This is a genomic window from Microbacterium sp. GW823-FHT02G05, from assembly GCF_058797175.1.
Window position 1 is genome coordinate 774680 of record NZ_JBXAJK010000001.1, and the last position, 21903, is coordinate 796582.

At 68.0% G+C, this 21903-nt stretch carries 25 protein-coding genes; 21 read left to right on the forward strand and 4 right to left on the reverse strand.

What is annotated here, in order from left to right; all coding sequences use genetic code 11:
• Positions 1-24: 24 nt before the first annotated feature.
• Positions 25-1407, reverse strand: coding sequence for an adenylosuccinate lyase (gene purB, locus AC1REM_RS03640; protein ID WP_492514467.1), 1383 nt, complete (start codon positions 1405-1407; stop codon positions 25-27).
• 25 nt (positions 1408-1432) lie between these two features.
• Positions 1433-1942: a low molecular weight protein-tyrosine-phosphatase gene (locus AC1REM_RS03645; protein ID WP_204938642.1), complete on the reverse strand. Its 510-nt coding sequence runs from the start codon at positions 1940-1942 to the stop codon at positions 1433-1435.
• A gap of 130 nt (positions 1943-2072) precedes the next feature.
• On the opposite strand from AC1REM_RS03645, the gene AC1REM_RS03650 reads away from it, so the two are divergent.
• Together AC1REM_RS03650 and AC1REM_RS03655 are read left to right on the forward strand one after the other, a co-directional pair.
• Positions 2073-2339, forward strand: a complete 267-nt coding sequence (locus AC1REM_RS03650; protein WP_492513372.1) for a hypothetical protein — start codon at positions 2073-2075, stop codon at positions 2337-2339.
• A complete protein-coding gene (locus tag AC1REM_RS03655) occupies positions 2339-3634 on the forward strand; it encodes a hypothetical protein (protein WP_492513373.1) in 1296 nt (431 codons plus the stop codon). Before AC1REM_RS03650 ends, AC1REM_RS03655 begins: the two co-directional genes overlap by 1 nt.
• A 9-nt stretch (positions 3635-3643) precedes the next feature.
• Here the strand turns inward: AC1REM_RS03655 and AC1REM_RS03660 are convergent, their stop codons facing one another.
• Together AC1REM_RS03660 and AC1REM_RS03665 are read right to left on the reverse strand one after the other, a co-directional pair.
• Positions 3644-4045 (reverse strand): phage holin family protein, encoded by a 402-nt coding sequence (locus AC1REM_RS03660; protein WP_492513374.1) that lies wholly within the window; start codon positions 4043-4045, stop codon positions 3644-3646.
• Between the two features lie 33 nt (positions 4046-4078).
• A complete protein-coding gene (locus AC1REM_RS03665) occupies positions 4079-4507 on the reverse strand; it encodes a cupin domain-containing protein (RefSeq protein WP_492513375.1) in 429 nt (142 codons plus the stop codon).
• Positions 4508-4586: 79 nt separating this feature from the next.
• Here AC1REM_RS03665 and AC1REM_RS03670 point away from each other — a divergent pair, with 79 nt between their 5' ends.
• The 19 genes from AC1REM_RS03670 to AC1REM_RS03760 all read left to right on the forward strand — a co-directional run bounded on the left by AC1REM_RS03670 (position 4587) and on the right by AC1REM_RS03760 (position 21899).
• Complete coding sequence (locus tag AC1REM_RS03670; RefSeq protein WP_492513376.1) at positions 4587-5669, forward strand: histidinol-phosphate transaminase; 1083 nt, start codon at positions 4587-4589, stop codon at positions 5667-5669.
• Between the two features lie 27 nt (positions 5670-5696).
• Positions 5697-6827, forward strand: coding sequence for a thiamine pyrophosphate-dependent enzyme (locus tag AC1REM_RS03675; RefSeq protein WP_492513377.1), 1131 nt, complete (start codon positions 5697-5699; stop codon positions 6825-6827).
• Positions 6824-7804, forward strand: a complete 981-nt coding sequence (locus tag AC1REM_RS03680; protein ID WP_489968310.1) for an alpha-ketoacid dehydrogenase subunit beta — start codon at positions 6824-6826, stop codon at positions 7802-7804. Before AC1REM_RS03675 ends, AC1REM_RS03680 begins: the two co-directional genes overlap by 4 nt.
• 24 nt (positions 7805-7828) lie before the next feature.
• Positions 7829-9157: a dihydrolipoamide acetyltransferase family protein gene (locus AC1REM_RS03685; protein ID WP_492513378.1), complete on the forward strand. Its 1329-nt coding sequence runs from the start codon at positions 7829-7831 to the stop codon at positions 9155-9157.
• 196 nt (positions 9158-9353) lie between these two features.
• Entirely contained in the window at positions 9354-10349 is a 996-nt protein-coding gene (locus AC1REM_RS03690) for a metal ABC transporter solute-binding protein, Zn/Mn family (RefSeq protein ID WP_492513379.1), read from the forward strand.
• Positions 10346-11137 carry a metal ABC transporter ATP-binding protein gene (locus AC1REM_RS03695; protein WP_492513380.1) on the forward strand — a complete coding sequence of 264 codons (792 nt, stop codon included), beginning with the start codon at positions 10346-10348 and terminating at the stop codon, positions 11135-11137. Before AC1REM_RS03690 ends, AC1REM_RS03695 begins: the two co-directional genes overlap by 4 nt.
• The gene (locus AC1REM_RS03700; RefSeq protein WP_492513381.1) at positions 11134-12021 is read left to right on the forward strand and encodes a metal ABC transporter permease; all 888 of its coding nucleotides are present in this window, start codon (positions 11134-11136) and stop codon (positions 12019-12021) included. The genes AC1REM_RS03695 and AC1REM_RS03700 overlap by 4 nt, the downstream gene beginning before the upstream one ends.
• Positions 12022-12138: 117 nt before the next feature.
• Entirely contained in the window at positions 12139-13614 is a 1476-nt protein-coding gene (locus AC1REM_RS03705) for a coiled-coil domain-containing protein (protein WP_492513382.1), read from the forward strand.
• A 47-nt stretch (positions 13615-13661) separates the two neighbouring features.
• Complete coding sequence (locus tag AC1REM_RS03710; RefSeq protein ID WP_204938662.1) at positions 13662-14069, forward strand: Fur family transcriptional regulator; 408 nt, start codon at positions 13662-13664, stop codon at positions 14067-14069.
• Between the two features lie 2 nt (positions 14070-14071).
• Positions 14072-15076: a permease gene (locus AC1REM_RS03715; RefSeq protein ID WP_492513383.1), complete on the forward strand. Its 1005-nt coding sequence runs from the start codon at positions 14072-14074 to the stop codon at positions 15074-15076.
• Entirely contained in the window at positions 15063-15869 is an 807-nt protein-coding gene (locus AC1REM_RS03720; RefSeq protein WP_492513384.1) for a TIGR03943 family putative permease subunit, read from the forward strand. Before AC1REM_RS03715 ends, AC1REM_RS03720 begins: the two co-directional genes overlap by 14 nt.
• Entirely contained in the window at positions 15859-17442 is a 1584-nt protein-coding gene (locus AC1REM_RS03725; RefSeq protein WP_492513385.1) for a hypothetical protein, read from the forward strand. The genes AC1REM_RS03720 and AC1REM_RS03725 overlap by 11 nt, the downstream gene beginning before the upstream one ends.
• The gene (locus tag AC1REM_RS03730; protein WP_492513386.1) at positions 17439-18215 is read left to right on the forward strand and encodes a DNA-3-methyladenine glycosylase; all 777 of its coding nucleotides are present in this window, start codon (positions 17439-17441) and stop codon (positions 18213-18215) included. Before AC1REM_RS03725 ends, AC1REM_RS03730 begins: the two co-directional genes overlap by 4 nt.
• A gap of 140 nt (positions 18216-18355) precedes the next feature.
• Positions 18356-18592, forward strand: a complete 237-nt coding sequence (gene rpmB, locus AC1REM_RS03735; protein ID WP_204938665.1) for a 50S ribosomal protein L28 — start codon at positions 18356-18358, stop codon at positions 18590-18592.
• Positions 18592-18762 carry a 50S ribosomal protein L33 gene (gene rpmG, locus AC1REM_RS03740; protein WP_017203558.1) on the forward strand — a complete coding sequence of 57 codons (171 nt, stop codon included), beginning with the start codon at positions 18592-18594 and terminating at the stop codon, positions 18760-18762. Before rpmB ends, rpmG begins: the two co-directional genes overlap by 1 nt.
• A 2-nt stretch (positions 18763-18764) precedes the next feature.
• A complete protein-coding gene (gene rpsN / locus AC1REM_RS03745) occupies positions 18765-19070 on the forward strand; it encodes a 30S ribosomal protein S14 (protein ID WP_204938666.1) in 306 nt (101 codons plus the stop codon).
• 389 nt (positions 19071-19459) lie between these two features.
• Complete coding sequence (locus AC1REM_RS03750; protein WP_492513387.1) at positions 19460-20284, forward strand: endonuclease domain-containing protein; 825 nt, start codon at positions 19460-19462, stop codon at positions 20282-20284.
• A 305-nt stretch (positions 20285-20589) separates the two neighbouring features.
• The gene (locus AC1REM_RS03755) at positions 20590-20877 is read left to right on the forward strand and encodes an HU family DNA-binding protein (protein ID WP_204938667.1); all 288 of its coding nucleotides are present in this window, start codon (positions 20590-20592) and stop codon (positions 20875-20877) included.
• 116 nt (positions 20878-20993) lie between these two features.
• The gene (locus AC1REM_RS03760; RefSeq protein WP_492513388.1) at positions 20994-21899 is read left to right on the forward strand and encodes an alpha/beta hydrolase family protein; all 906 of its coding nucleotides are present in this window, start codon (positions 20994-20996) and stop codon (positions 21897-21899) included.
• Positions 21900-21903: the final 4 nt, after the last annotated feature.

Here is a 21903-nt window from a genome sequence, read left to right on the forward strand (position 1 = left end):
CGTGCGCTTCTGCTTTAGGTCGGATCAGCGCGCGAGGCGCTCGGCGATTCCCGTGTATGTGGCGGGCGTCAGCGCGAGAAGACGCTGCTTCGCGGCATCGCCGATCTCGAGGCCCTGCACGAACTCGGCGAGCTCGGCCGCGCCGACGCGGTGGCCGCGGGTGAGCTCCTTGAGCAGCGCGTAGGGGTCGGTGATCGTCGAACGGCCAGCGACGACCTCTGCGCGGATCACGGTCTGGATCGCCTCGGCAAGAACCTCCCAGTTCGTGTCGAGGTCGTCGAGCAGCACGTCGCGGCGCAGCGAGATCGCGTTCAGGCCCCGGCGCAGGTTGTCGAGCGCGAGCAGCGAGTGCCCGAACGCGACGCCGATGTTGCGCTGCGTGGTCGAGTCCGTGAGGTCACGCTGCAGGCGCGAGGTGACGAGTGTCTGCGAGAGCGAACCGAGCAGGGCGCCGGAGATCTCGAGGTTCGCCTCGGCGTTCTCGAAGCGGATCGGGTTGATCTTGTGAGGCATCGTCGACGACCCGGTCGCACCCGCGACGGGGATCTGCGCGAAGTAGCCGAGCGAGATGTAGGTCCAGATGTCGGTCGCGAGGTTGTGCAGGATGCCACCGGCGTGACGCACGCGGTCGTACAGCTCGACCTGCCAGTCGTGCGACTCGATCTGGGTCGTCAGCAGGTTGAACCCGATGCCCATGCCCTCGATGTACTCGCGGGCGATCGTCGGCCAGTCGGCGTCGGGGTCGGCCGACAGGTGCGCCGACCAGGTGCCGGTCGCGCCGGAGAACTTCGCGAGGTAGTCGGATGCCGCGATCTGAGCGCGCACACGCTCGAGGCGCCACGCGAAGACGGCGAGTTCCTTGCCCATGGTCGAGGGGGTGGCGGGCTGGCCGTGGGTGCGCGACAGCATCGCCGCATCCGCGTGCTCTTCTCCCAGCTCACGGAGCTTGGCGATCACGGTGTCGAGGGCGGGCAGCCAGACCTCTTCGACGGCGCGCTTGACGGTCAGCGCGTACGAGGCCGAGTTGATGTCTTCGCTCGTGCACGCGAAGTGGGTGAGCTCGGCGATCTTGTCGAGACCGAGAGTCGCGAGACGGTCGCGCACGAGGTACTCGATGGCCTTGACGTCGTGCTGCGTCACGGCTTCCTTCTCGGCGAGCCAGTCGATCTCGTCCTGGCCGAAGTCGCGGTACAGACCGCGCAGTGCCTGCTTGTCGGCATCCGACAGCGGCTGGGTCTCGAACAGTGAGCGATCGGTGAGCGCGATGAGCCACTCGACCTCGACCTCGACGCGGGCGCGGTTCAGGCCTGCCTCGGAGAGGTAGTCCGACAGTGCTGCGACGGCACCGCGGTAGCGGCCATCGAGCGGGCTCAGCGGCTGGAACGGGAGGGAAGGCTGGGCAGTCAGGGGAGACCTCCTGATAGAGGCACCCTCAGTGGCGGGGCGCCGGCGGCCGAATGGCGGGTTCGAGCTGTCGGAGAAGACCGTGGCTCGCGTTCTCAATCATACCGAGCACGTCGTCGAACATCTGGGTGTCGGCATAGTACGGATCGGGCACATCGAGGCCGTCCCCGTGGGCTCCGAAGGTGAGCAGCAGCGTGACCTTGCCCTCATCAGATTCATCGCGCGCCCACTGCGTCAGAATGCGCTCGTGCGTGCGGTCGAGTGCGACGACGAGGTCGTTCTCAGCGAAAGAGTCGGCGGTGAACTGGCGGGCGCGGTGCGCGGAGCCGTCGTAGCCGCGGCGTGCGAGCGCGTCGATCGTGCGTTCATCAGCGTGCTCGCCGACGTGCCAATCTCCGGTGCCGGCACTGCGCGAGACGATGCGGCCGCTGAGCCCACGTTCCTTCACCAGCTCGCGGAAGACGATCTCTGCCATCGGGGAGCGGCAGATGTTGCCTGTGCACACGAAGATGACGCGAAACGGGTCCGGATCGGTCATTGCTCCATTATCGACCAGGAGACGGATGCTGCCAGTGCCGTTTCCTGCACAACGGCGAGCGTTCATCAACTGTGCACGCACCGGGAGGAGCGTCCGCGATGAGCCGCCACCGCACTTCACAGTGGACGTCATGGCTCCTCTGAACGCGATCCCCGTCATCAGCGCTGCGATCGAAGAATCGTGGCAGCTCTCCGAGATCCGTGCCCAGCTGCACCGCATCCGCGATGAACTTGCCGATCTGCACGCGACGCTGCAGAGCCTGGTCGCGCAGACGACGTGGGAGACGCGATCGCAGGCGATCGGTGCGTTCTCCGCGCGAATGCGCGAGCATGCGGAGCACACAGCGTCAGGTGTGCTTCTCGTCGACGCGGAGCTGATGCGAGCGGGGGGATGGTGATGGCGCATGACGGTCTCGACATCTCGTCCGGCGGTGTGGTCGCCGTTGACAGTGAGCAGCTGCGCGGCGTGCACGACCAGCTCACACGGGTGCGCGAGCAGATGAGCGACGTTCCTGCTCGGCTGCAGAACGTGGCGGGTCTGGCGCTGGACGCGGAGCAGCCCTTCGACGAGATGACACTGATCCCGAGGACGCAGCAGCTGGTCGACGACATCGCCGTGACCTGCGCGAACCTGATGACGATGGTCCATACCTTCGAGATCGTCGAGGCGCGACTGACAGACAGCCCGATCATCGAACCGCAGGAGCTTCCGTGGTGGGACGTGCTCGGACGGTCCCGCTGGTTCCGTGAACCGACGCTGGCTGAGCGCGCCGATGACGTCATCGCGGAGTGGCAGGCAGACCGGCATGCGCACTTCGTGAACAAGGCAGAGCTGATGGGCCTGCATTACGCGTGGCTCTTCCCTGGCGGCCTGATGGGCGCGGCGATGTGGCGCCAGGTGGCGCGCCTGTACCCGAAGGTGGTCGAGCAGACCGGTCTCGGGGTCGTCGGCGCGCAGACGCCTCTGCGCCCGAAAGATCACACGGTGGTCATTGAGCCCGCCGTCGTCAGTCACCCGCGCCGGCCGGTGCAGGGCTTCCGCGATCTGCTGGACCGGATGCCCGAGGGGTCGTCGCAGGTCGTCATCGAGGAGTACACGCAGCCGGGAAGAGAGCCCACCCACGTCGTGTACATCGCCGGGACGCGACTTGATCCCGATCAGCCCTGGGATATGGGGTCCAACGTGGAGCTCTACGCCAACCGGCAGGAGTCCGCTTCGTACGATGCGGTCGTCGCAGCTATGCGTGACGCCGGGATCGAGTCCGGAGATCCGGTCGTGCTGGTGACGCACTCACAGGGCGGGATGATCGGAACGCACATCGCTGCCAGCGGGGACTTCACTGTGATCGCGCACAACTCCTACGGCAGCCCGCTGCAGGGGCAGCCGCTTCCTGGTGTCGCCGAAGTCGCGGTCAGACACAAGGACGACCCTGTGGGGCTTCTCGCAGGAGGAGGATCGGGGATGGTCTCCGACGGCGTCGTTCTCGTTGAGCGGGTCGCCCGCCCCGAGCTCCACGTGGATGATCTCTGGTTGGGGAGCCACCATCTGGACGCCTACCGGGACACGGCGCAGATGATGGATGAGTCACCCGATGGGAGCCTTGGCAGAATGCGGTCGATCTTGGATCGCCTCGGCGAGGCGACCGCCATCACCTCTCGCGAATACACAGTAAAAGACGAGCCGGCGCGGTGACGCCGTTCGTCAGCGCCGGTCGCGCTTGTTCTGCGGGCGGAGGATCGCCCCGAAGACGGCGTTGATGATCGAGATGATGATGGCCGCGACGACGCCCCACCAGAAGTTGCCGACGCTCAGACCCCAGCCGAACCAGCCCGTGATCGCGGCGGTCAGCCACAGCAGGAAGCCGTTGATGATCAGCCCGATGAGGCCGAGCGTGAGGATGTAGAGCGGGAAGGCCACGATCTTGATCACGGTGCCGATGATCGTGTTCACGATCGCGAAGATCGCACCGATCGCGAGCAGCGTGAGCACGAGCTGCAGCGTCTCGCCGGGGGCGAAGGAGGTGACGGTCACCTGCAGGCCCGGGATCAACGTGACGACCCAGATGGCGAAGGCGTTGATGATGACGCGGATGATGAAGCGCATAGTGCGCCCAGTTTTACACGCGGGCCCTGCCTCTCACCAGGGCATCGCCTTGTCGGGGTTCCGCGATCCGTCATTGGGCATGTGCGGCAGAGGCGTCCCGCCGGCGCGGATGCACAGCCACCGCAGCTGTGTCGTGCTGTCCGGCCGTGCCCGCCAGGTGCGCCACACGTGCTGCCCGACCCGCACCACCGACCCGGCGCGCACCTCGATGAGATCGTCGTCGAGGCCCATCTGGCCTTCGCCGTCGAGGAACACGTAAAGCTCCTCCACCTCGCTGTGCGTGTGCCAGTAGCCGGCTTCCTCGCCCGGTTCGAGCGCATTGGCGGTCATGCCGATGTACTGCATCGTCAGCTCATGGTCCACGACCCGTCGGCCGTCGCGCGAGCGTGCGGCATCGAACCCGCCGAAGTGGTCCCGCCAGGCGTCGGGGGCGCCGATCTGCATCACCTCGTAGTCGGTCATCCTGCATCCTCTCGTCGCGGAAGTGTGCCAGAACTCTACTGCCGCCCCGTCGCCCTGATGCCTCTTCTACACTCGAACTGTGACCGAGCCCACGCTGCCCCGCATCCGCCCTGAGATCGCTGCTCTGCCCCCGTACCGTCAGGGCAAGCCCGCCGGCGCGGACGCGTTCAAGCTCTCCAGCAACGAGAACCCCTTCGACCCGCTGCCGTCGGTCGTCGAGGTTCTGGCGCAGCAGACACCCATGAACCGCTACCCGGATGCGACAGCCGCGGCCCTGCGCACGCGACTCGGGGAGCGCTACGGCGTCGCGCCCGACGCCGTCCACGTGGCGTCCGGAAGCGTGTCGATCCTCTACCAGTTCGTCCTGGCTGCGGCGAGCGTCGGCGATGAGGTCATCTACGCCTGGCGCTCCTTCGAGGCGTACCCCGGACTGCCGCTGGTCGCCGGTGCCACAGGCGTGCCGGTGCCGCTGCTGCCCGATGCTCGCCACGATCTCGACGCGATGGCGGATGCCGTCACGGACCGCACCCGCGCGATCATCGTCTGCACACCGAACAACCCGACCGGGCCGATCGTCACAAGCGCCGAGTTCGCCGCCTTCGTCGAGAAGGTCCCCTCCGACGTGCTGATCCTGCTCGATGAGGCGTACAACGAGTTCGTCACCGCGCCCGACGCCGTCGACGGCCTCGCCGAGCGCGTGTTCGAGAAGCACCCGAACGTGGTCGTGCTCCGCACCTTCTCGAAGGCGTTCGGGCTGGCGGGGCTTCGTGTCGGCTACGCGATCGGTCACCCCTCCGTGCTCGACGCCGCCCGCACGACCGCGATCCCGCTGTCGGTCACGTCCGCGGCCGAGCTCGCGGCGATCGCGAGCCTCGACGCGGAGGACGAGCTGCGCGCGCGCGTCGCCGTGATCGTCGAGCGTCGCACCGCACTCGTCGCGGGCCTCCGTGCCCAGGGCTGGGACGTGCCGGATGCGCAGGGCAACTTCGTGTGGCTTCCCGCGGGCGAGCAGACGATGGCTGTCGCTGAGGCGTTCGACGCCGCAGGGCTCATCGTGCGCCCCTTCGCCGGAGACGGTCTGCGTATATCCGTCGGTGAGCATGAATCCGTGGAGAAAGTCCTACGAGCTGCGGAATCCGTTGTGCACACTCTCCAGCCCTGAGCGCCGATGCTCGGATAGCGTAGAACGGTGACAGCTGCCGACCCCGCTCTCGTTCGCATCCTCGATGCCGACGGCGCGTTCACCCCGAGTCCTGCTGCCGACGAGTATCTGCCGCTGATCGAAGCGCTGACGGATGCCGAGCTCGAGCAGTTCTACCGCGACATGGTCGTGATCCGCGCCGTGGACACGCAGGCGATCAACCTGCAACGTCAGGGCCAGCTCGCCCTGTGGCCGCCGAGCCGTGGGCAGGAGGCGGCGCAGGTCGGATCCGCGCACGCCGCGCGACCGCAGGACACGATCTTCCCCTCATACCGCGAGCACGTCGTGACCCGCATCCGCGGCGTCGACACGATCGATGTCATCAAGCTCATGCGTGGCATCTCGCACGGCGGGTGGGACCCGACCGATCCCAAGAACGGCAACACGCGCCTGTACACCCTCGTGCTGGGCTCGCAGACGCTGCACGCGACCGGCTACGCGATGGGTCTCGCCTTCGACGGCAAGCACGCGTCCGGCGATGCCGACGTCGATCAGGCCGTCATGGTCTACTACGGCGATGGTGCCTCCAGCCAGGGTGACGTGCATGAGGCGATGGTCTTCGCCGCGAGCTACCAGGTGCCTGAGGTCTTCTTCCTGCAGAACAACCAGTGGGCCATCTCGGTTCCGGTCGAGACGCAGTCCCGCGTCCCGCTCGTGCTGCGCGGTCGCGGATACGGAATGCCCAGCATTCAGGTCGACGGAAACGATGTGCTCGCCAGCTACGCGGTCACCCGTCGTGCGCTCGACGAGGCACGCGCCGGGCAGGGCCCTCGGGCGATCGAGGCCGTCACCTACCGGATGGGCGCGCACACCACGACTGACGACCCCACGAAGTACCGCGGGACCGACGAAGAGTCGCAGTGGGCGCAGAAAGACCCGATCGCGCGCATGCGCACCTTCCTCGAAGGGCGCGGAGCAGCAGCATCCTTCTTCGCGGATGTCGAGGCCGAGGCCGCCGAGGCCGCCGACGACCTGCGCGTGCGCACGAACGCACTGCCCGGGCCCGACCCGGTGAACATGTTCGACAACGTCTACAGCGAGGCCCACCCGCTCATGGAAGAGCAGCGCGCGTGGCGTGCCCAGTACGAAGCATCCTTCACGACGGAGGAGCAGGCATGACCCTCGAGACCATGACCTTCGCCAAGGCGCTCAACGCCGGCATGCGCAAGGCGATGGAAGACAATCCCAAGGTGCTGCTCATGGGGGAGGACATCGGCCAGCTCGGCGGCGTCTTCCGTGTCACCGAGCACCTGCAGAGGGACTTCGGTCCGCAGCGCGTGCTCGACACCCCGCTGGCAGAGTCGGGCATCGTCGGCACGGCGATCGGACTCGCGATGGCCGGATTCAGCCCGGTCTGCGAGATCCAGTTCGACGGCTTCGTCTACCCGGCCTTCGATCAGATCACCTCGCAGCTCGCGAAGCTGACCTACCGTCATGAGGGCGCGATCTCGATGCCCGTCGTGATCCGCATTCCCTACGGTGGGCACATCGGCGCCGTCGAGCACCACCAGGAGAGCCCCGAGGCGTACTTCACGCACACGGCCGGCCTCCGTGTGATCTCGCCGTCGACGCCGAATGACGCCTACTGGATGATCCAGGAGGCCATCGCGTCCAAGGATCCCGTCATCTTCATGGAGCCCAAGAGCCGCTACTGGCACAAGGGCGAGGTGGAGACGGATGCCTCGGCGCTGCCGCTGCACGCGTCTCGTGTCGCCCGTCGCGGCACGGATGTGACCCTCGTCGGTCACGGCGCCATGGTCGCGACGCTGCTGCAGGCCGCGGCGCTCGCCGAGTCCGAGGGAACGAGCTGCGAGGTCATCGACCTGCGCTCGCTGTCGCCTGTCGACTACGGACCGATCCTCGACTCCGTGCGCTCGACAGGGCGCATGGTCTACGCGCAGGAGGCGCCGGGCTTCAACAGCCTGGGCAGCGAGATCGCCGCGACCGTCATGGAGCGCGCCTTCTACGCGCTGGAGGCTCCGGTGCTGCGGGTGTCGGGTTACGACATCCCCTTCCCTCCGGCGAAGATCGAGGGCGCGTACCTGCCCGACGCCGACCGTATTCTCGAAGCCGTCGACCGCGCCCTCGCGTACTGACCGGCCCCGCCGAAAGGACTCGCAATGAGCACTCAGACCTTCATCCTCCCCGACGTGGGCGAGGGCTTGACCGAGGCTGAGATCGTCACCTGGAAGGTCGCCCCCGGCGACACCGTGGCGATCAACGACGTCATCTGCGAGATCGAGACGGCCAAATCGCTCGTCGAGCTTCCCTCGCCGCACGCGGGCACGGTCGGCGAGCTGCTGGCCGCCGAGGGCGACACGGTCGAGGTGGGTGCTCCGATCATCACGTTCGTGAGCGCGGATGCTGCGCCTGCCGCCGTTGCGCCCGTGACGCCGTCGGTGCCGGGGGAGAGCGGTGGATCCGTCCTGGTCGGCTATGGCTCGGCAGGTGCGGTGTCGTCGCGGCGTCGCAAGACTCCGGAGCGCCCGGTGCGCGCATCCGTGGGTGTCGTGGCGAAGCCTCCGATCCGCAAGCTCGCCCGCGATCTCGGTGTGAACCTGGCTGACGTGACCCCGTCGGGTGCGGACGGCGAAGTGACCCGCGACGACGTCGTGAAGCAGGCCGAGCAGGCCAGCGTGTTCCGCAACATCCAGACGCCCGAGTGGGGCGCTGTGCGTGAAGAGACGCGGCCGGCGCCGGCATCCGCTCCGGTCGGTCTCGCCCGTGGCATCGCCCCCGGCGACCCGGCTCGCACCGAGTCGATCCCCGTCAAGGGCGTGCGCAAGGCGACCTCGTCGGCCATGGTCCAGAGCGCGTACTCCGCGCCGCACGTGACGGTGTGGAAAGAGGTGGATGCCTCGCGCACGATGGAGCTCGTCAAGCGCCTGAAGGCCTCCCCGGACTTCGCCGACATCAAGGTGTCGCCGCTGCTCATCATGGCGCGCGCCGTGATCTGGGCCGCCCGCCGCACCCCCATGGTCAACGCGGCCTGGGTCGACACCGACTCGGGTGCGGAGATTCTCGTGCGCCACTACGTGAACCTCGGCATCGCCGCGGCCACGCCCCGCGGTCTGCTCGTGCCGAACATCAAGGACGCCCAGCTGCTCGGCATGAAAGATCTGGCCCGTGCGCTGGAGCGTCTGACGCTCACCGCGCGCGAGGGCAAGACCTCGCCGGCCGATCAACAGGGCGGCACGATCACGATCACCAACATCGGCGTCTTCGGCATGGATGCGGGCACCCCGATCATCAACCCCGGTGAGGCAGGCATCGTCGCGATGGGCACGATCGCGCAGAAGCCCTGGGTCGTCGATGGTGAAGTTCGCCCGCGTTGGGTCACGACGGTCTCGGGTTCGTTCGACCACCGCGTGATCGATGGCGACGGCATGAGCCGCTTCATCGCCGACGTTGCTGCAGTGCTCGAAGAGCCCGCGCTGCTCGTCGACTGATCGGGGCGATCCCGGCGCCGACTCTGCGGGGTGGGGCCGATTGCGCGTGTCATCCCGCGGGAGATCTGACCTTCCTTGGGCGTGTCGCATGCGACACGCTGTTCGGCGTGACGTTTCGCCCGCGGGATGAATCACATGGGGCGAAGCTGTGAACTTCCTTATCGATAACGATTCTCATGTGCGTTATGCTTTTCGAGTGAAGAAGCCCGCCATCGCCCTCGTGACCGTCGCCCTGACCGCCCTCGTGCTCGCCGGCTGCGCGCCGTCCGCTGCGGAGACCGTCGACGACGGCACGATCGACGTCGTCACGACGACCAATGTCTACGGCGACCTGGCCGCACACATCGGCGGCGATCGCGTCACGGTGACGGCACTGATCGACTCGGCCGCGAAAGATCCGCACTCTTACGAGGCATCCGCGCGCGATCGCCTGACCGTGCAGGGTGCCGATCTTGTGATCGAGAACGGCGGCGGCTACGACGCCTTCATGCACGATCTGCTCGAAGGCAGCACGGCGACCGTGCTGACAGCGGTCGAGTACTCGCACGACTTCCCCGGCAACGAGACGCATGAGGAAGACGCGGATGTGGCGCACGACGAGGCCGCCCATGAGTCCGAGTCGCACGACGAACATGCGCATGACCACGGCGACCATGAGCACATCGAGGGCTTCAACGAGCACGTCTGGTTCGACCCTCACACCGTGAGCCACCTGGTCGACGACATCGCTCGTACGCTCACCGAGCTCGACCCCGAAGGCGCCGAGACGTTCGCCGCGAACGCCGCCGAGCTTCAGACGGATCTGGAGGGCTTCGAAGCCCAGCTCGCCCAGCTCAAGACGGATGCTGCCGGCGCCGGCGTCTTCGTTACCGAGCCGGTTCCCGGCTACCTCGCCGTCGCCGCCGGCCTCACCGACCTCGCCCCCGAGGGCTTCGCCGCCGCCGTGGAAGAGGGGCGCGATGTGCCGCCGGCGATGCTGCTCAACGCGCTCGACGTCATCGCATCCGGCGACGTCAAGGCCGTGCTCAGCAACGCCCAGACCGGCGGTGCGGAGACCGAGCGTGTCGAGGCCGCCGCTCGCGACGCAGGAATTCCGGTCGTCGGGTTCCGCGAGATCCTGCCCCAGGGAACCACGTACTCTGAATGGATGACGTCTGCGATCGACTCACTCGTCGCGGCTCTGACCGCATGAGCGTGCTGGAGATCCGCGGCGCGAGCCTGCGCCGCGGCCAGCGCGAGCTCTGGGCCGGACTCGACCTGAAGGTCGAGCCGGGGGAGTTCATCGCGGTGCTGGGCCCGAGCGGCTCGGGTAAGACGACGCTGCTGCGCAGCATCCTGGGTCTCCAGCCGCTCAGCGAGGGAAGCATCGAGGTCGAGGGTTCGCCGGTCCGCCGCGGCAACCGTCGCATCGGCTACATCCCACAGCACCGCCCGTTCGCGCCCGACACCGGAATGCGCGCGCGTGATGTCGTCGCGCTCGGCGTGCAGGGCACCCGCTTCGGCCCCCCGGTGCCGCGCCGCGGCGATCATGAGCGGATCGACAGCGTCCTCAGCGCGGTCGGCGCCGCGCACTACGCGAACCGTCGCGTCGGTGAGCTCAGCGGTGGCGAGCAGCAACGCCTGCGCGTCGGGCAGGCGCTCGTCGATTCCCCGTCGCTCCTACTCTGCGACGAGCCGCTGTCGAGTCTCGACCTCGCCAACCAGCAGGGCGTGACCGAGATCATCGACCGGCAGCGCCGTGAGCACAACGCAGGCGTGCTGTTCGTCACCCACGACATCAACCCGATCATGGGCAAGGTCGACCGCATCCTCTATCTCGCTCGCGGGCGCTTCATGCTTGGGACTCCCGACGAGGTGCTGCAGAGCCGCGTGCTGACCGACCTCTACGGCGCCCCGGTGTTCGTGCTGCGCGCGGGCGACCGGCTGGTCGTCGTCGGAGTTCCCGATGCCGACACCCACGACCACGGAGACATCGAATGAGCCTCGGGATGGTCCCCGCCGTCGACTGGAGCGACATCTTCTCGTTCCAGGACTACGGCGCGCTCGTAGCGCTGCTGGCGAACTCGATCATCGCCGGTGCAGTGCTCGGCGTCGTCGGCGGGCTCATCGGCGTCTTCGTGATGCAGCGCGACCTGGCCTTCGCCGTGCACGGCATCAGCGAGCTCTCCTTCGCGGGAGCCGCCGCCGCCCTGCTCTTCGGCGGAAGCGTCGTGGCGGGCTCGGTCGGCGGCGCACTCGTCGCGGCGATCATCATCGGCGTACTCGGCGCCAAGGCGCGCGACCGCAACTCGGTCGTCGGCGTGCTGATGCCGTTCGGGCTCGGCCTGGGCATCCTGTTCCTCTCCCTCTACGACGGACGCAGTGCCAACCAGTTCAGTCTCCTCACGGGGCAGATCGTCTCCGTCTCCAGCCCCGACCTGGGTTGGCTCGTCGGCATCAGCGCGATCGTGCTGGTCGGCCTCGTGCTGATGTGGAATCCGCTGCGCTACGACTCGCTCGATCCGGTGTCGGCGCAGGCGCGCGGCGTGCCCACGCGCACCGTCAGCATCGTCTTCATGGTGCTGCTGGGACTCATCGTCGCGGTCAGCGTGCACATCATCGGAGCGCTGCTCGTCATGGCGCTGCTCGTGACGCCCGCCGCGGCCGCGATGCGGGTGGCCGCAGGACCGGTTCTCGTGCCGCTTCTCGCCGCTCTGTTCGGTTTCACGTCGGCCGTCGGCGGCATCCTGCTCGCGCTCGCGGGCACCCTCCCCGTGAGCCCGTACATCACCACGATCTCGTTCGCGATCTACGGAGTCTGCTGGCTGGTGAGCCGTGCACAGGGTCGGGTTCGTCCCGAACGCAGAGCGCGCATCGCGGGCTAAGCTACAACCACCCCACGCCGTCGCCGAGCGGGTATCGGTACGGTCTTCCTTCCTCGCTGTCTCACATCGCCCCGGATGCTGCAGATGTCGCGAGAGCCGAATCAGGAGAGGTCGCACGTGACCGAGCAGAGCACGACCGAGAACGAGCAGGGCGACTTCTTCGACCAGCTCATCGACCGCAACCCGCGGGAGCACGCCTCGTTCACGGTGGCCTTCCGCGGCTACGACCGCGACGAGGTCGACGCGTCCGTCACGGCGCTGCGTGCAGAGGTGCGCCGCCTGACCGAGCGCCTCGATTCCGTGAACGACCGCACGCGCGACGAGATCGAGCGTGCGCGCGAGCAGATCCGCCGTGAGAGCGATGAGGCGGCGCAGTCGTCTCAGGAGGAGCGCGACGAGGCCGAGCGCGCGTCCCGTGAGGAGCTCGAAAAGACCGCCCGTGCGCAGCGCGAAGAGCTCGAAGAAGCACTGCGTGCGGCGAAGGCAGAGGCGGCCGACGCCGAGTCCGCGCGTCAGGCCGCCGACGCCGAGCGTGCGACCGCCGAGGCGAAGGTGGCAGAAGCTGCGGAGCAGGTTGCCGCTCTCACCGCCGAGCTCGCTGGGAACACCGCCCTGGCCGACGCGGACGAAGCCTCGTCGCGTCAGCAGTTCGACGCCGTCCTTCGTGTGGCCGAAGAGCAGGCCCGCTCGCTGATCCAGAACGCCGCCGTGCAGTCCGAGCGCCTCCTTGAGGCCGCTCGCGAAGAGGTCGCGGTCAAGCGCGCCGACCTCGAGGTCGATGTCGCCCGCATCACGACGCAGGCGCAACACGACGCCGATCAGGTGCGCCTGAAGATCGAGACCGAGTACACCGCGCACGAGGCGCGCATCGAGCGCGAGAGCAAGCACGCCGCAGAGAAGGCCGCGCAGGCCGAGCGTGAGGCCGCGGCCATCCGCACTGAGGCAGAGAAGGGCGCCGCGGCACTGCGTGCCCTCGTCACGCGCGAGGTCACCGACCTGCGCACCGACGCCGAGCGCAGCGCTCGTGAGATGAACGCGCGCACGCTCGAGTTCGAGGAGTCGCTGGCACGCCGTCAGGATGATGCGCAGCAGGAGTTCCTGGTGCTGCATGAGCAGGCCGTCGCGCACGCCGAGCGCATCACATCCGACGCGAACGAACAGGTCTCCTCCTCGCTCGAGCATGCGAAGCGCATCTCGGCCAAGGCGGATGACTACGAGCGTGTGGCGCGGACGCAGGCGCAGGCGGTCGACGCCGACGCCCAGGCGCGGGCACGCGAGACGCTGGAGCGGGCACGCGTCAAGGCGCAGAAGATCGTCGAGACGGTCGCAGAGCACACCAACACGGTGCTTCGCGACGCCGAAGACCGCGCCCGTCAGCTGCGCTGGCAGCAGCAGCAGATGTCGAGCTTCATGGCCGAGGTGCGCGAGCTCATCCGCCCCGACGGCGTGCTGTCCGCGGCTGCGACGGACGACGAGCAGAAGACGGATGGTCCCGCACGCGCGGAGTCCGTTGAGGAGACGCCGGCTGAAGACGCGGATGCTTCCGCGAAGTCGCCCGCGATCACGAAACCGACCCCGAAGAAGAAGGGCTGATCCGCGCTCTCAGGGCTCTGTCACGAGGCCGGATCTAGACTCGAATCATGGCTCAACGCAACACCTGGCAGCGCGAACGCGTGCGCGAGGCACTCGCCGACGTGCGGGGCTTCGTGAGCGCGCAGACTCTGCACGGCACACTGCGCGACGAGAACACGGGCATCGGCCTGGCCACGGTCTACCGTGCGCTGGCGGGCCTGGTGGCGTCCGGTGACGCCGACTCGCTGCTGAGCCCCGACGGTGAAGCGCTCTACCGCGCGTGCAGCACGCAGGGGCACCACCATCACCTCATCTGCCGCCGGTGCGGGCTCACGGTCGAGATCGAGGCGACCGACGTCGAACAGTGGGCGCAGCGCACCGCGGCGATGCACGGGTTCCGCGATGCGGAGCATGTCGTCGACGTCTTCGGGCTGTGCACCCCCTGCGCGAAGGCCAAAGCTCGCGCCGAGGCCTGACTGTGGCCGTCGTCACCCGCACAGGGCGCCCCTCCGCCGCGATCGGCGCCGGCATCGGCATCCTGATCATCGCGGCCCTGGTGCTGCTCGACCTCTTCGCTCCGACGCTGTTCCCGATCTCGCTTCCCGAGCGTGCACAGGACGGACTGACCCTCGCGCTCAGCGTGCTCTTCGAGGCTCTGCCGTTCGTGATCCTCGGCGTGCTGCTGTCGATCGTCGTGCAGGTGTGGCTGCCGACGGGCGCGATCGAGCGCATCCTCCCGCGCCGCGGGTGGGCGCGCCGAGCCGTCCTCTCGCTGCTGGGCATGTTCATCCCGGTGTGCGAGTGCGGCAATGTGCCGTTCGCTCGCGGCCTGATGATGCGCGGGCTCGCCCCGGCGGAGGCGCTCACCTTCCTGATGGCCGCGCCCATTGTGAACCCGATCGTGATCCTCACGACGCACGCCGCGTTCGGCTGGGACGGCGGCATCCTCGTGGCACGCCTTGTGGGCGGCTACCTGATCGCCAACCTGATCGGCTGGATCTACTCCCGGCACCCTTCGCAGGACGCGCTGCTGACCTCGCGATTCATCGCCACCTGTGAGCGCGTCGCCGTCGAGCCGGGAACACCGGTGCGCCGCAGCCTCACCCAGTTCCTGATCGAGCTGCGTGCCGTGATGCCGGCGCTCGTGATCGGCTCGGCGCTCGCGGGGGCCGTGCAGGTGCTCGTGCCGCGCGACGCCCTGCTCGCGATCGGAGCGAACCCGGTGCTGTCGATCGTGGCGATGATCGCGCTGGCGATGACGGTCGCGATCTGCTCGAACGTCGACGCCTTCTTCGCGTTGTCGTTCGCCTCGACGTTCTCGCCCGGTGCCCTCATCGCTTTCCTGCTCGTCGGCCCGCTCGTCGACGTCAAGATGCTCGCGCTGCTGCGTACGACCTTCACGACACGCACTCTCGTCGGCCTTGTCGTGATCGTGGTGCTGAGCGCCTTCGCGATCGGGATCGGGGTGAATGTCTTTGGCTGACGTCTCGTTGTCGACTCCGGATGCTGCGGCGCACCGCCATCCGTCACGTGCGGCCGCGCTCGGCAGCCGGTGGCTCGGCGTCGGCCTTGCCGCGGGCATCTCCGTCGTCACGCTCATGCTGGCGTTCGCAGGTCAGCTCACCCTCTACATCAGCCCGGAATCCGTCTGGTTCGCGTGCGCCGCAGCCGTCGTGACGATCGCCGGCGCGATCTGGTCGTGCACGCTGCCGCTCGGCGCCGAGAGCGATCACGACCATGACCACGGTGAGGCATCCGGTGGTCGCCGGGCGGTCGCGGTCGGCGCCACGGCCGTCGGCGGGGTCATCGCGAGCGCGGTGGTCGCCGGGGCCGTGCTGCTTCCCCCTGCCTCGCTGTCGGTGAGCCTGGCGCTCTCCCGCGACACCGGCGGCGCCGGTCTCTTCGCGGGCGCGGATGTCGCGACGCTGGGCGCCGCGAGCGACACGAGCTCGTTCGGTGTGGGGGAGTGGTCGACGGTCTTCGCTACCGCCACCCGCCCGGAGCTGTACGACGGTGCGACCGTGACCCTCACCGGGTTCCTGACACCGGGTGCGGATGACAACGCGCAGCTGACCAGACTCGTCATCACGCACTGTGTGATCGATGCGCAGCCCGCCTCCGTGCCGGTGGACATCGCCGACTGGCAGAACGACTACGCCGTGGGGGACTGGGTGGAGATCGCCGGAACCGTGCGCGTCGCATCCGATGGTTCGCTGAGCATCGAACCGGCCGACGTCGCGCAGATCGAGGAGCCGGGGGATCCCTATGAGCACTGACGTGCCGGATCCCTCGCCCACCCCGGGCGACACCCCGGAGCCGCGCCCCATGACGCGCGCCGAAGCCCGCGCGTTGCGAGAGGCTGCCGAGGCTGCCGAGGCGGCCGAAGCACCCGCACCCGCACCCGCGGTGCCGGTTCCGGAGACGCCGCCCGCGGCATCCATCTCCCTGCCTCCGGCTCCTGCGTCCGCAGTTCCACCGCGTTCCTCGCGCCGATTCCTGCTCCTGTTCGCGTCGGTGCTCGGAGTCCTCGCCGTCGTGGTCGGAGCGCTCAGCGCGGTGAGCCTCGTGCAGGGGCCTCGGCTCGCGAGCGTGCAGGTGGATCCGAACGGCGCCGTCGAAGCATCCGGAAGCCGCCTGATTCTCACGGCCAACCAGGCGCTCGCGCCGATCGACGAGTCCCAGGTGAGCATCGAACCGGACGTTCCGTTCACGATCGACAGCACCGGGCGTGCGCTGGGCGTCCGCTTCACGGTGCCGCTGCACGATGACACGGTCTACACCGTGCGGGTCGCCGACGTCACCGGCGTCGGTGGCGGACCCAGCGCGACGCTGGAGACCGAGTTCCGCACCCCGAAGACGCACATCTTCCTGCTGCAGCGCAGCGTGGACGGTGACGACAAGATCTTCCGCACCGACCTCACCGGGCAGAAGGCCCTCGCCGTCTACCAGCACCCGCAGATCGACGACTTCCGCGCGACGGCGAACGAGCTCATCGTCGCGGTCGAAGAAGAGGGTACGTCGAGTCTGATCGCGATGGATCGCGAGGGGAAGAACGAGCGCGAGCTGCCGCTGCCGGGCGTCGGCTATGTCTCGACGCTGCAGGTCTCCGACCGAGGCGGACTCGTCGGCTACACCTTCACCGACAAGAACCTGTCTGCGACGCAGGGGCGCGCGAGCGTCCTCGCGACCCAGTCGCTGCGCGACGCGAACGCCGAACCGCAGCTCATCGAGATCGGCGGTGAGCCTGCGAGCATCGCGTCGTGGGAGTTCGTTCCGGATGCTGCTGCGGTGCTGTTCGTCGACTTCGACGGCACGCTCTCCCTTGATGATCGTTCGGGTGACGCGGGCCCGCAGACACTGGGACTGGCGCAGTCGATCCAGGCGCTCTCGCGAGGTACGTACACGGCGATCATCGAGCGCACCGAGGGTCTCTTCGTGCTCGACCTCGCCGACGGCGCGGAGGAGCCCCTCGCCCTCTCCGTGCCTGACTTCGGCACCCCCGTGGGAATCACCCTCTACCCCGGTGGTGAACTGCGTCACGTCATCGCGCGCGACGCGGGGGGCCTTCCCACAGGGCAGGCGATCATCCGCGTCGACGACGACGGTGCGGCGCAGCCGCTGTTCGAGGTCTCCAGCACGGACTCGATCGTGCAGAGCTGCGCCTCCCCGAGCGGTCGCTACGCCGCCGTCTCCGTCGCCCCCGACCTGCTGAACAACCCCTACGACCGTTCACTGCTGCCGATGCCCGAGACGGTGCAGACGCATCTCATCGAGATCGCGACGGGAGAGGAGCTGGTCGTGCTGGCGGGCTTCGACACCTCCTGGTGCGCGAAGGGGCCGCGTCGGTGAGCGCGGAGGCGAGGAAGCTTCGCCGCGCGACCCGCGCGGACCTGGCAGGCCTCCCCGCCGACGTCGGACCCTCCCTGCTGGGAGCGGAGCTGCGCACCGTCGTCGGCGGTGCCGAGGTCCGGGTGCGCATCACCGAGGTCGAGGCCTATCACGGACACGGAACGGGTGCGGTGGCGGACCCGGGATCGCACGCCCGGATGGGACGGACCGCACGGAACGCGACAATGTGGGGAGAGCCCGGTCATCTCTACGTCTACCTCAGCCACGGCATCCACTCCTGTGTGAATGTCGTCTGCGGACCGGAGGGTGAGGCCGGGGGAGTCCTTCTTCGTGCCGGCGAGATCGTCTCAGGAGTCGAGACCGCTGCAAGGCGACGCGGTGCCACGGAGCCCCTGCGCGCGACCGCCCTGCGTGATCTCGCCCGTGGGCCGGGACGCTTCGGGCAGGCGGTCGGCCTGCGGCATCCGATCCATGACGGCATCGATGCGATCAACGGGATCGCGCAGGCCGGAGCATCCGCCGAGCTGTGGCTCGGTGCACTCGAAGCGGATGTCGTGAGTGGCCCGCGCGTCGGCGTTGCCGGCCTCGCCGGAACGGCCGCATTCCCCTGGCGGTACTGGATCGCCGATGACCCGACGGTCTCGCCGTTCCGATGGGGGCGCGGAGCAGCAGAAGCCGCTCGTGGCGCTTCCCCGACGGGTGACGTCTCCGGCGCTCAGCATCCGGCGCTCTCGCCCACCGACACGCCCGGCTCCGGAGGCGTGCTAAACTGACTCCTTGTCTGTGCGCACTCCTGTGCACAGTTCGCATACTTCCCCTTCCTGAGGCCGAGAAATCGGCGAGGGATGGCTGTGTGCAGACAAGGGATCTTGGGTGAGGCCGTCCGGCCTCACGGTAATGAAGGAGTCACAACATGGCAGCAGTGTGCCAGGTGACCGGAGCTGTTCCCGGCTTCGGACACAACATCTCGCACTCGCACCGCCGGACGAAGCGTCGCTTCGACCCGAACGTGCAGAAGAAGACCTATTTCGTGCCGTCGCTCGGTCGTAAGATCACGCTGAACGTGTCCGCCAAGGGCATCAAGGTGATCGACGTTCGCGGCATCGAGAACGTGGTCAACGACCTCCTTGCGAAGGGTGTGAAGCTCTAATGGCCAAGAAGGCACAGGACGTACGTCCGATCATCAAGCTGCGTTCGACGGCAGGTACGGGTTACACGTACGTGACCAAGAAGAACCGTCGCAACACCCCCGACCGCCTGGTGCTGAAGAAGTATGACCCGGTCATCCGTCAGCACGTCGAATTCCGCGAGGAGCGTTAATCATGGCGAAGAAGAGCAAGATCGCTCGCAACGAGCAGCGCAAGGTGGTCGTCGACCGCTACGCAGAGCGTCGTCTCGAGCTGAAGAAGACCCTGATCGACCCGAACGCGACCGACGAGGCCCGTGAGGCTGCACGCGTCGGCCTGCAGAAGCTCCCGCGCAACGCGTCGCCGGTGCGTGTGCGTTCGCGCGACGTCATCGACGGTCGCCCCCGCGGTGTCCTCACGAAGTTCGGCATCTCGCGAGTCCGCTTCCGTGACATGGCACACCGTGGCGAGCTGCCCGGCGTGACCAAGTCGAGCTGGTAAGCATCGCTTTCTGAAAGGGGCGGGGTTCTTCGGAACTCCGCCCCTTTTGCGTGCCTTCGGCGGCCTTGCGACCGCGTGACGGTTTGTCCCCTGTCTCATCCTCTCCCTCTCTCGGCCTCTCCTCTTCCTTCCTCTGCCTCTTCCTGTCCCTCCATGTGCGGAGGAGTTCTCACGGACCGGAGGGGTATCCCGCGCGATTCCTCCTCCGACAGTGAGAAGTCCTCCGGAGCCGGAGCCGGAGCCGGAGCCGGAGCCGGAGCCGGAGCCGGAGCCGCACGCCTCGACCGTACAGTCCGGGCGTGTTCTGCACATCGCTCCGGGTGAGGTTCTTCTCCACGAGTCGACCCGACGGAGGCATCTGGGTGCTGCACCCTGGCCATCCTTGATGCATGCGCACGATCGATGCTCTCCGCTCCCGCGCCGGCGTCGCGCCGATCGTCGCCCTTCGGCGCGACGGCGTCTCGGAACATGCACTGCGCACGGCGCGCGAGCGCGGCCAGATCTTCTCCGTGCGGCGCGGGTGGGTGGCCCTTGCTGACGCCGATCCCATGCTCGTGGCCGCGGCGCGGCGCGGCGTCATGCTGACGTGCGTCACACTCGCGGCGCGCAAGGGCCTCTGGGTGCTCGAACAGGATGATCCTCATGTCGCCGCGCATCCGAAGTCGGGTCGTGCGCTGGTTGATCGGGGCGTGATCCATTGGAACGTGCCGGTGTTTCCGCGTGATCGGGAGTCATGTGAGGACTCGCTGGAGAACGCCCTCATCCAGGTGGCGCGATGTCAGCCGTATGAGCAGGCGCTGGTTGTGTGGGAGTCGGCGCTCAAGAAGAGGATGATCGACCCGCAGATGCTTGCCCGCGTTCCACTTCCTCCGGCGGCTCGCAGGATGCTTGCTGATGCACGTCCTTTCGCGGATGCAGGCACGGAGACGATCTTTCTCACGCGCCTGCGCTGGCTCGACATCCCGATCGTGCCGCAGGTGTGGGTTCTCGGGCATCGCGTGGATCTTCTTCTGGGCGAGCGACTGGTCGTTCAAATCGACGGCGGCCATCACGTCGGGGCGCAGCGCACCAGTGACATTGCGCATGATGCCCTGCTGAAGCTGCATGGCTACCACGTGATCCGCGTCAGCTACGAGCAGCTGATTCATCAGTGGCCACGCCTGCAGGCGACGATCATGGCGGCGATCGCACAGAGGCTGCACCGCGCCGCCTGACCGCACCCGCGAAGTGAGGAGAACTCCCTGATCGGAGGAGGGCAGTCTCTCCTACTTCCGCCGATCAGGGAGAACTCCTCCGAACGCTTGGGAGGTAGTGAAACTCCCCGCCTGGGCCCTCTGTCTGTGACTGGAGTGACGAAAGTAGCGCGACACGCCGACCGAATTCGGCAAATTCCGCGAAATGACGCGGAAATCCGGGCAGAGATTGATACATTCAAGGCGGTCGTTCCGACCATCGGGGGGCATCCGCTCTTCGACTTTCTGAACACGATGTGACGGAATCTCCGTCGCTGGAGGATGCAATGGCTGACAAGTCCATCACCAAGACCGAGCTCGTCGCGAGCATCGCAAGCGCCACCGGTCAGAGCCAGGCCGCCGTTTCCGGCGTTCTCGACGCACTGTTCTCCACGGTCGCCGACGCTGTTGCCAAGGGCAGCAAGGTCTCGATCCCGGGCTGGATCGCGTTCGAGCAGGTCGCAACTGCTGCTCGTACGGGCCGCAACCCGCAGACCGGTGCCGAGATCAAGATCCCGGCCGGCCACCGCGTGAAGGTGACCGCTGGTTCCAAGCTCAAGGCAGCCGTCAAGTAAGACCGCCTGTCGCAGAAGGCCGTTCTCTTCGGAGGGCGGCCTTTCGCGTTCCCGGGTTCTCCACAGTTCTCGGAATCGGGACAGCGGGGCGGATGCTGACCCCTACACTGGCGCGCATGACCTCCGCCCCGGGCCCTGTGCCCTCCCTGTCTTCTGGTGCCCTGCGCCGGGAGGCACAGCTGCATGATTCGTCCCGGCCGCGCTGGGGCGGTGTGGGGCCCCGGCCGGTCCGTGCGCACATCCTGCGCCCCGCGGGTGAGGGCCCGCACCCGGTGGTGCTGCTGTCGCATGGCACGGGCGGTGCGTTCGACGACCTCCTGTGGCTGGCGGACGCGCTCGTGTCGGCAGGCTTCCTGGTTGCAGGCGTCGACCATCACGGCAACTCGACAGCCGATGAGTATCTCGTCGAGGGTTTCGCCTTCGTCTGGGAGCGGCCTCGTGACCTGGACGTGCTGCTCACCCACCTGCGCGACACCGAGCACATCGATCCGCGCAGCATCGGTGCGGCCGGGTTCTCGCTCGGCGGGTACACGGTGGCGGCTGCCCTGGGGGCTCGCGTGAGCCCAACCACGGCCGCCGGCGTTCTGCTGGGACTCGTGCCCACCCCGCCGCTGCCCGAGTTCCCCGACCTCATCCCGGAGCTGCGGGCGCGTTATCCGCACGACGAGCTTCTCGCCCAGATCGTGGGCGGCACGGGCTCGCAGCGCATCCCTGAGGTGCGGGCCGGCCTGCTTCTCGCTCCGGCGATCTGTGATCTACTCGACCCCGCAAGCCTCGCTGAGATCGCCGCCCCCGTCTCGATCCTCTGGGGTGACGCCGACGACAACGCCGTTCCCTCCCGCAACGCGCACGTCTACCGCGACCGGATCCCCGGGGCCACGGGCGAGAGCGTCGGCGCGGACGTCGGTCACTATGTCTTCACGGCGGATGCCGCCGATCCGACGGGCGTCCGGGTGCGCACCGCATCCGCGGCAGTGGCGTTCTTCAGCGCGGCTCTGAGCCCGGGCGGCACCGCTCATTAACGCG

What these genes read in the sequence shown, in the direction of transcription:
- AC1REM_RS03700 (WP_492513381.1), top strand. Translation starts at nt 11,134, where the DNA reads ATGAGCCTCGGGATGGTCCCCGCCGTCGACTGGAGCGACATCTTCTCG.
- AC1REM_RS03695 (WP_492513380.1), top strand. Translation starts at nt 10,346, where the DNA reads ATGAGCGTGCTGGAGATCCGCGGCGCGAGCCTGCGCCGCGGCCAGCGC.
- AC1REM_RS03750 (WP_492513387.1), top strand. Translation starts at nt 19,460, where the DNA reads ATGCGCACGATCGATGCTCTCCGCTCCCGCGCCGGCGTCGCGCCGATC.
- AC1REM_RS03755 (WP_204938667.1), top strand. Translation starts at nt 20,590, where the DNA reads ATGGCTGACAAGTCCATCACCAAGACCGAGCTCGTCGCGAGCATCGCA.
- AC1REM_RS03725 (WP_492513385.1), top strand. Translation starts at nt 15,859, where the DNA reads ATGAGCACTGACGTGCCGGATCCCTCGCCCACCCCGGGCGACACCCCG.
- AC1REM_RS03710 (WP_204938662.1), top strand. Translation starts at nt 13,662, where the DNA reads ATGGCTCAACGCAACACCTGGCAGCGCGAACGCGTGCGCGAGGCACTC.
- rpmB (WP_204938665.1), top strand. Translation starts at nt 18,356, where the DNA reads ATGGCAGCAGTGTGCCAGGTGACCGGAGCTGTTCCCGGCTTCGGACAC.
- AC1REM_RS03660 (WP_492513374.1), bottom strand. Translation starts at nt 4,045, where the DNA reads ATGCGCTTCATCATCCGCGTCATCATCAACGCCTTCGCCATCTGGGTC.
- AC1REM_RS03655 (WP_492513373.1), top strand. Translation starts at nt 2,339, where the DNA reads ATGGCGCATGACGGTCTCGACATCTCGTCCGGCGGTGTGGTCGCCGTT.
- AC1REM_RS03760 (WP_492513388.1), top strand. Translation starts at nt 20,994, where the DNA reads ATGACCTCCGCCCCGGGCCCTGTGCCCTCCCTGTCTTCTGGTGCCCTG.
- rpmG (WP_017203558.1), top strand. Translation starts at nt 18,592, where the DNA reads ATGGCCAAGAAGGCACAGGACGTACGTCCGATCATCAAGCTGCGTTCG.
- AC1REM_RS03720 (WP_492513384.1), top strand. Translation starts at nt 15,063, where the DNA reads ATGTCTTTGGCTGACGTCTCGTTGTCGACTCCGGATGCTGCGGCGCAC.
- AC1REM_RS03665 (WP_492513375.1), bottom strand. Translation starts at nt 4,507, where the DNA reads ATGACCGACTACGAGGTGATGCAGATCGGCGCCCCCGACGCCTGGCGG.
- rpsN (WP_204938666.1), top strand. Translation starts at nt 18,765, where the DNA reads ATGGCGAAGAAGAGCAAGATCGCTCGCAACGAGCAGCGCAAGGTGGTC.
- AC1REM_RS03685 (WP_492513378.1), top strand. Translation starts at nt 7,829, where the DNA reads ATGAGCACTCAGACCTTCATCCTCCCCGACGTGGGCGAGGGCTTGACC.
- AC1REM_RS03680 (WP_489968310.1), top strand. Translation starts at nt 6,824, where the DNA reads ATGACCCTCGAGACCATGACCTTCGCCAAGGCGCTCAACGCCGGCATG.
- AC1REM_RS03645 (WP_204938642.1), bottom strand. Translation starts at nt 1,942, where the DNA reads ATGACCGATCCGGACCCGTTTCGCGTCATCTTCGTGTGCACAGGCAAC.
- AC1REM_RS03650 (WP_492513372.1), top strand. Translation starts at nt 2,073, where the DNA reads ATGGCTCCTCTGAACGCGATCCCCGTCATCAGCGCTGCGATCGAAGAA.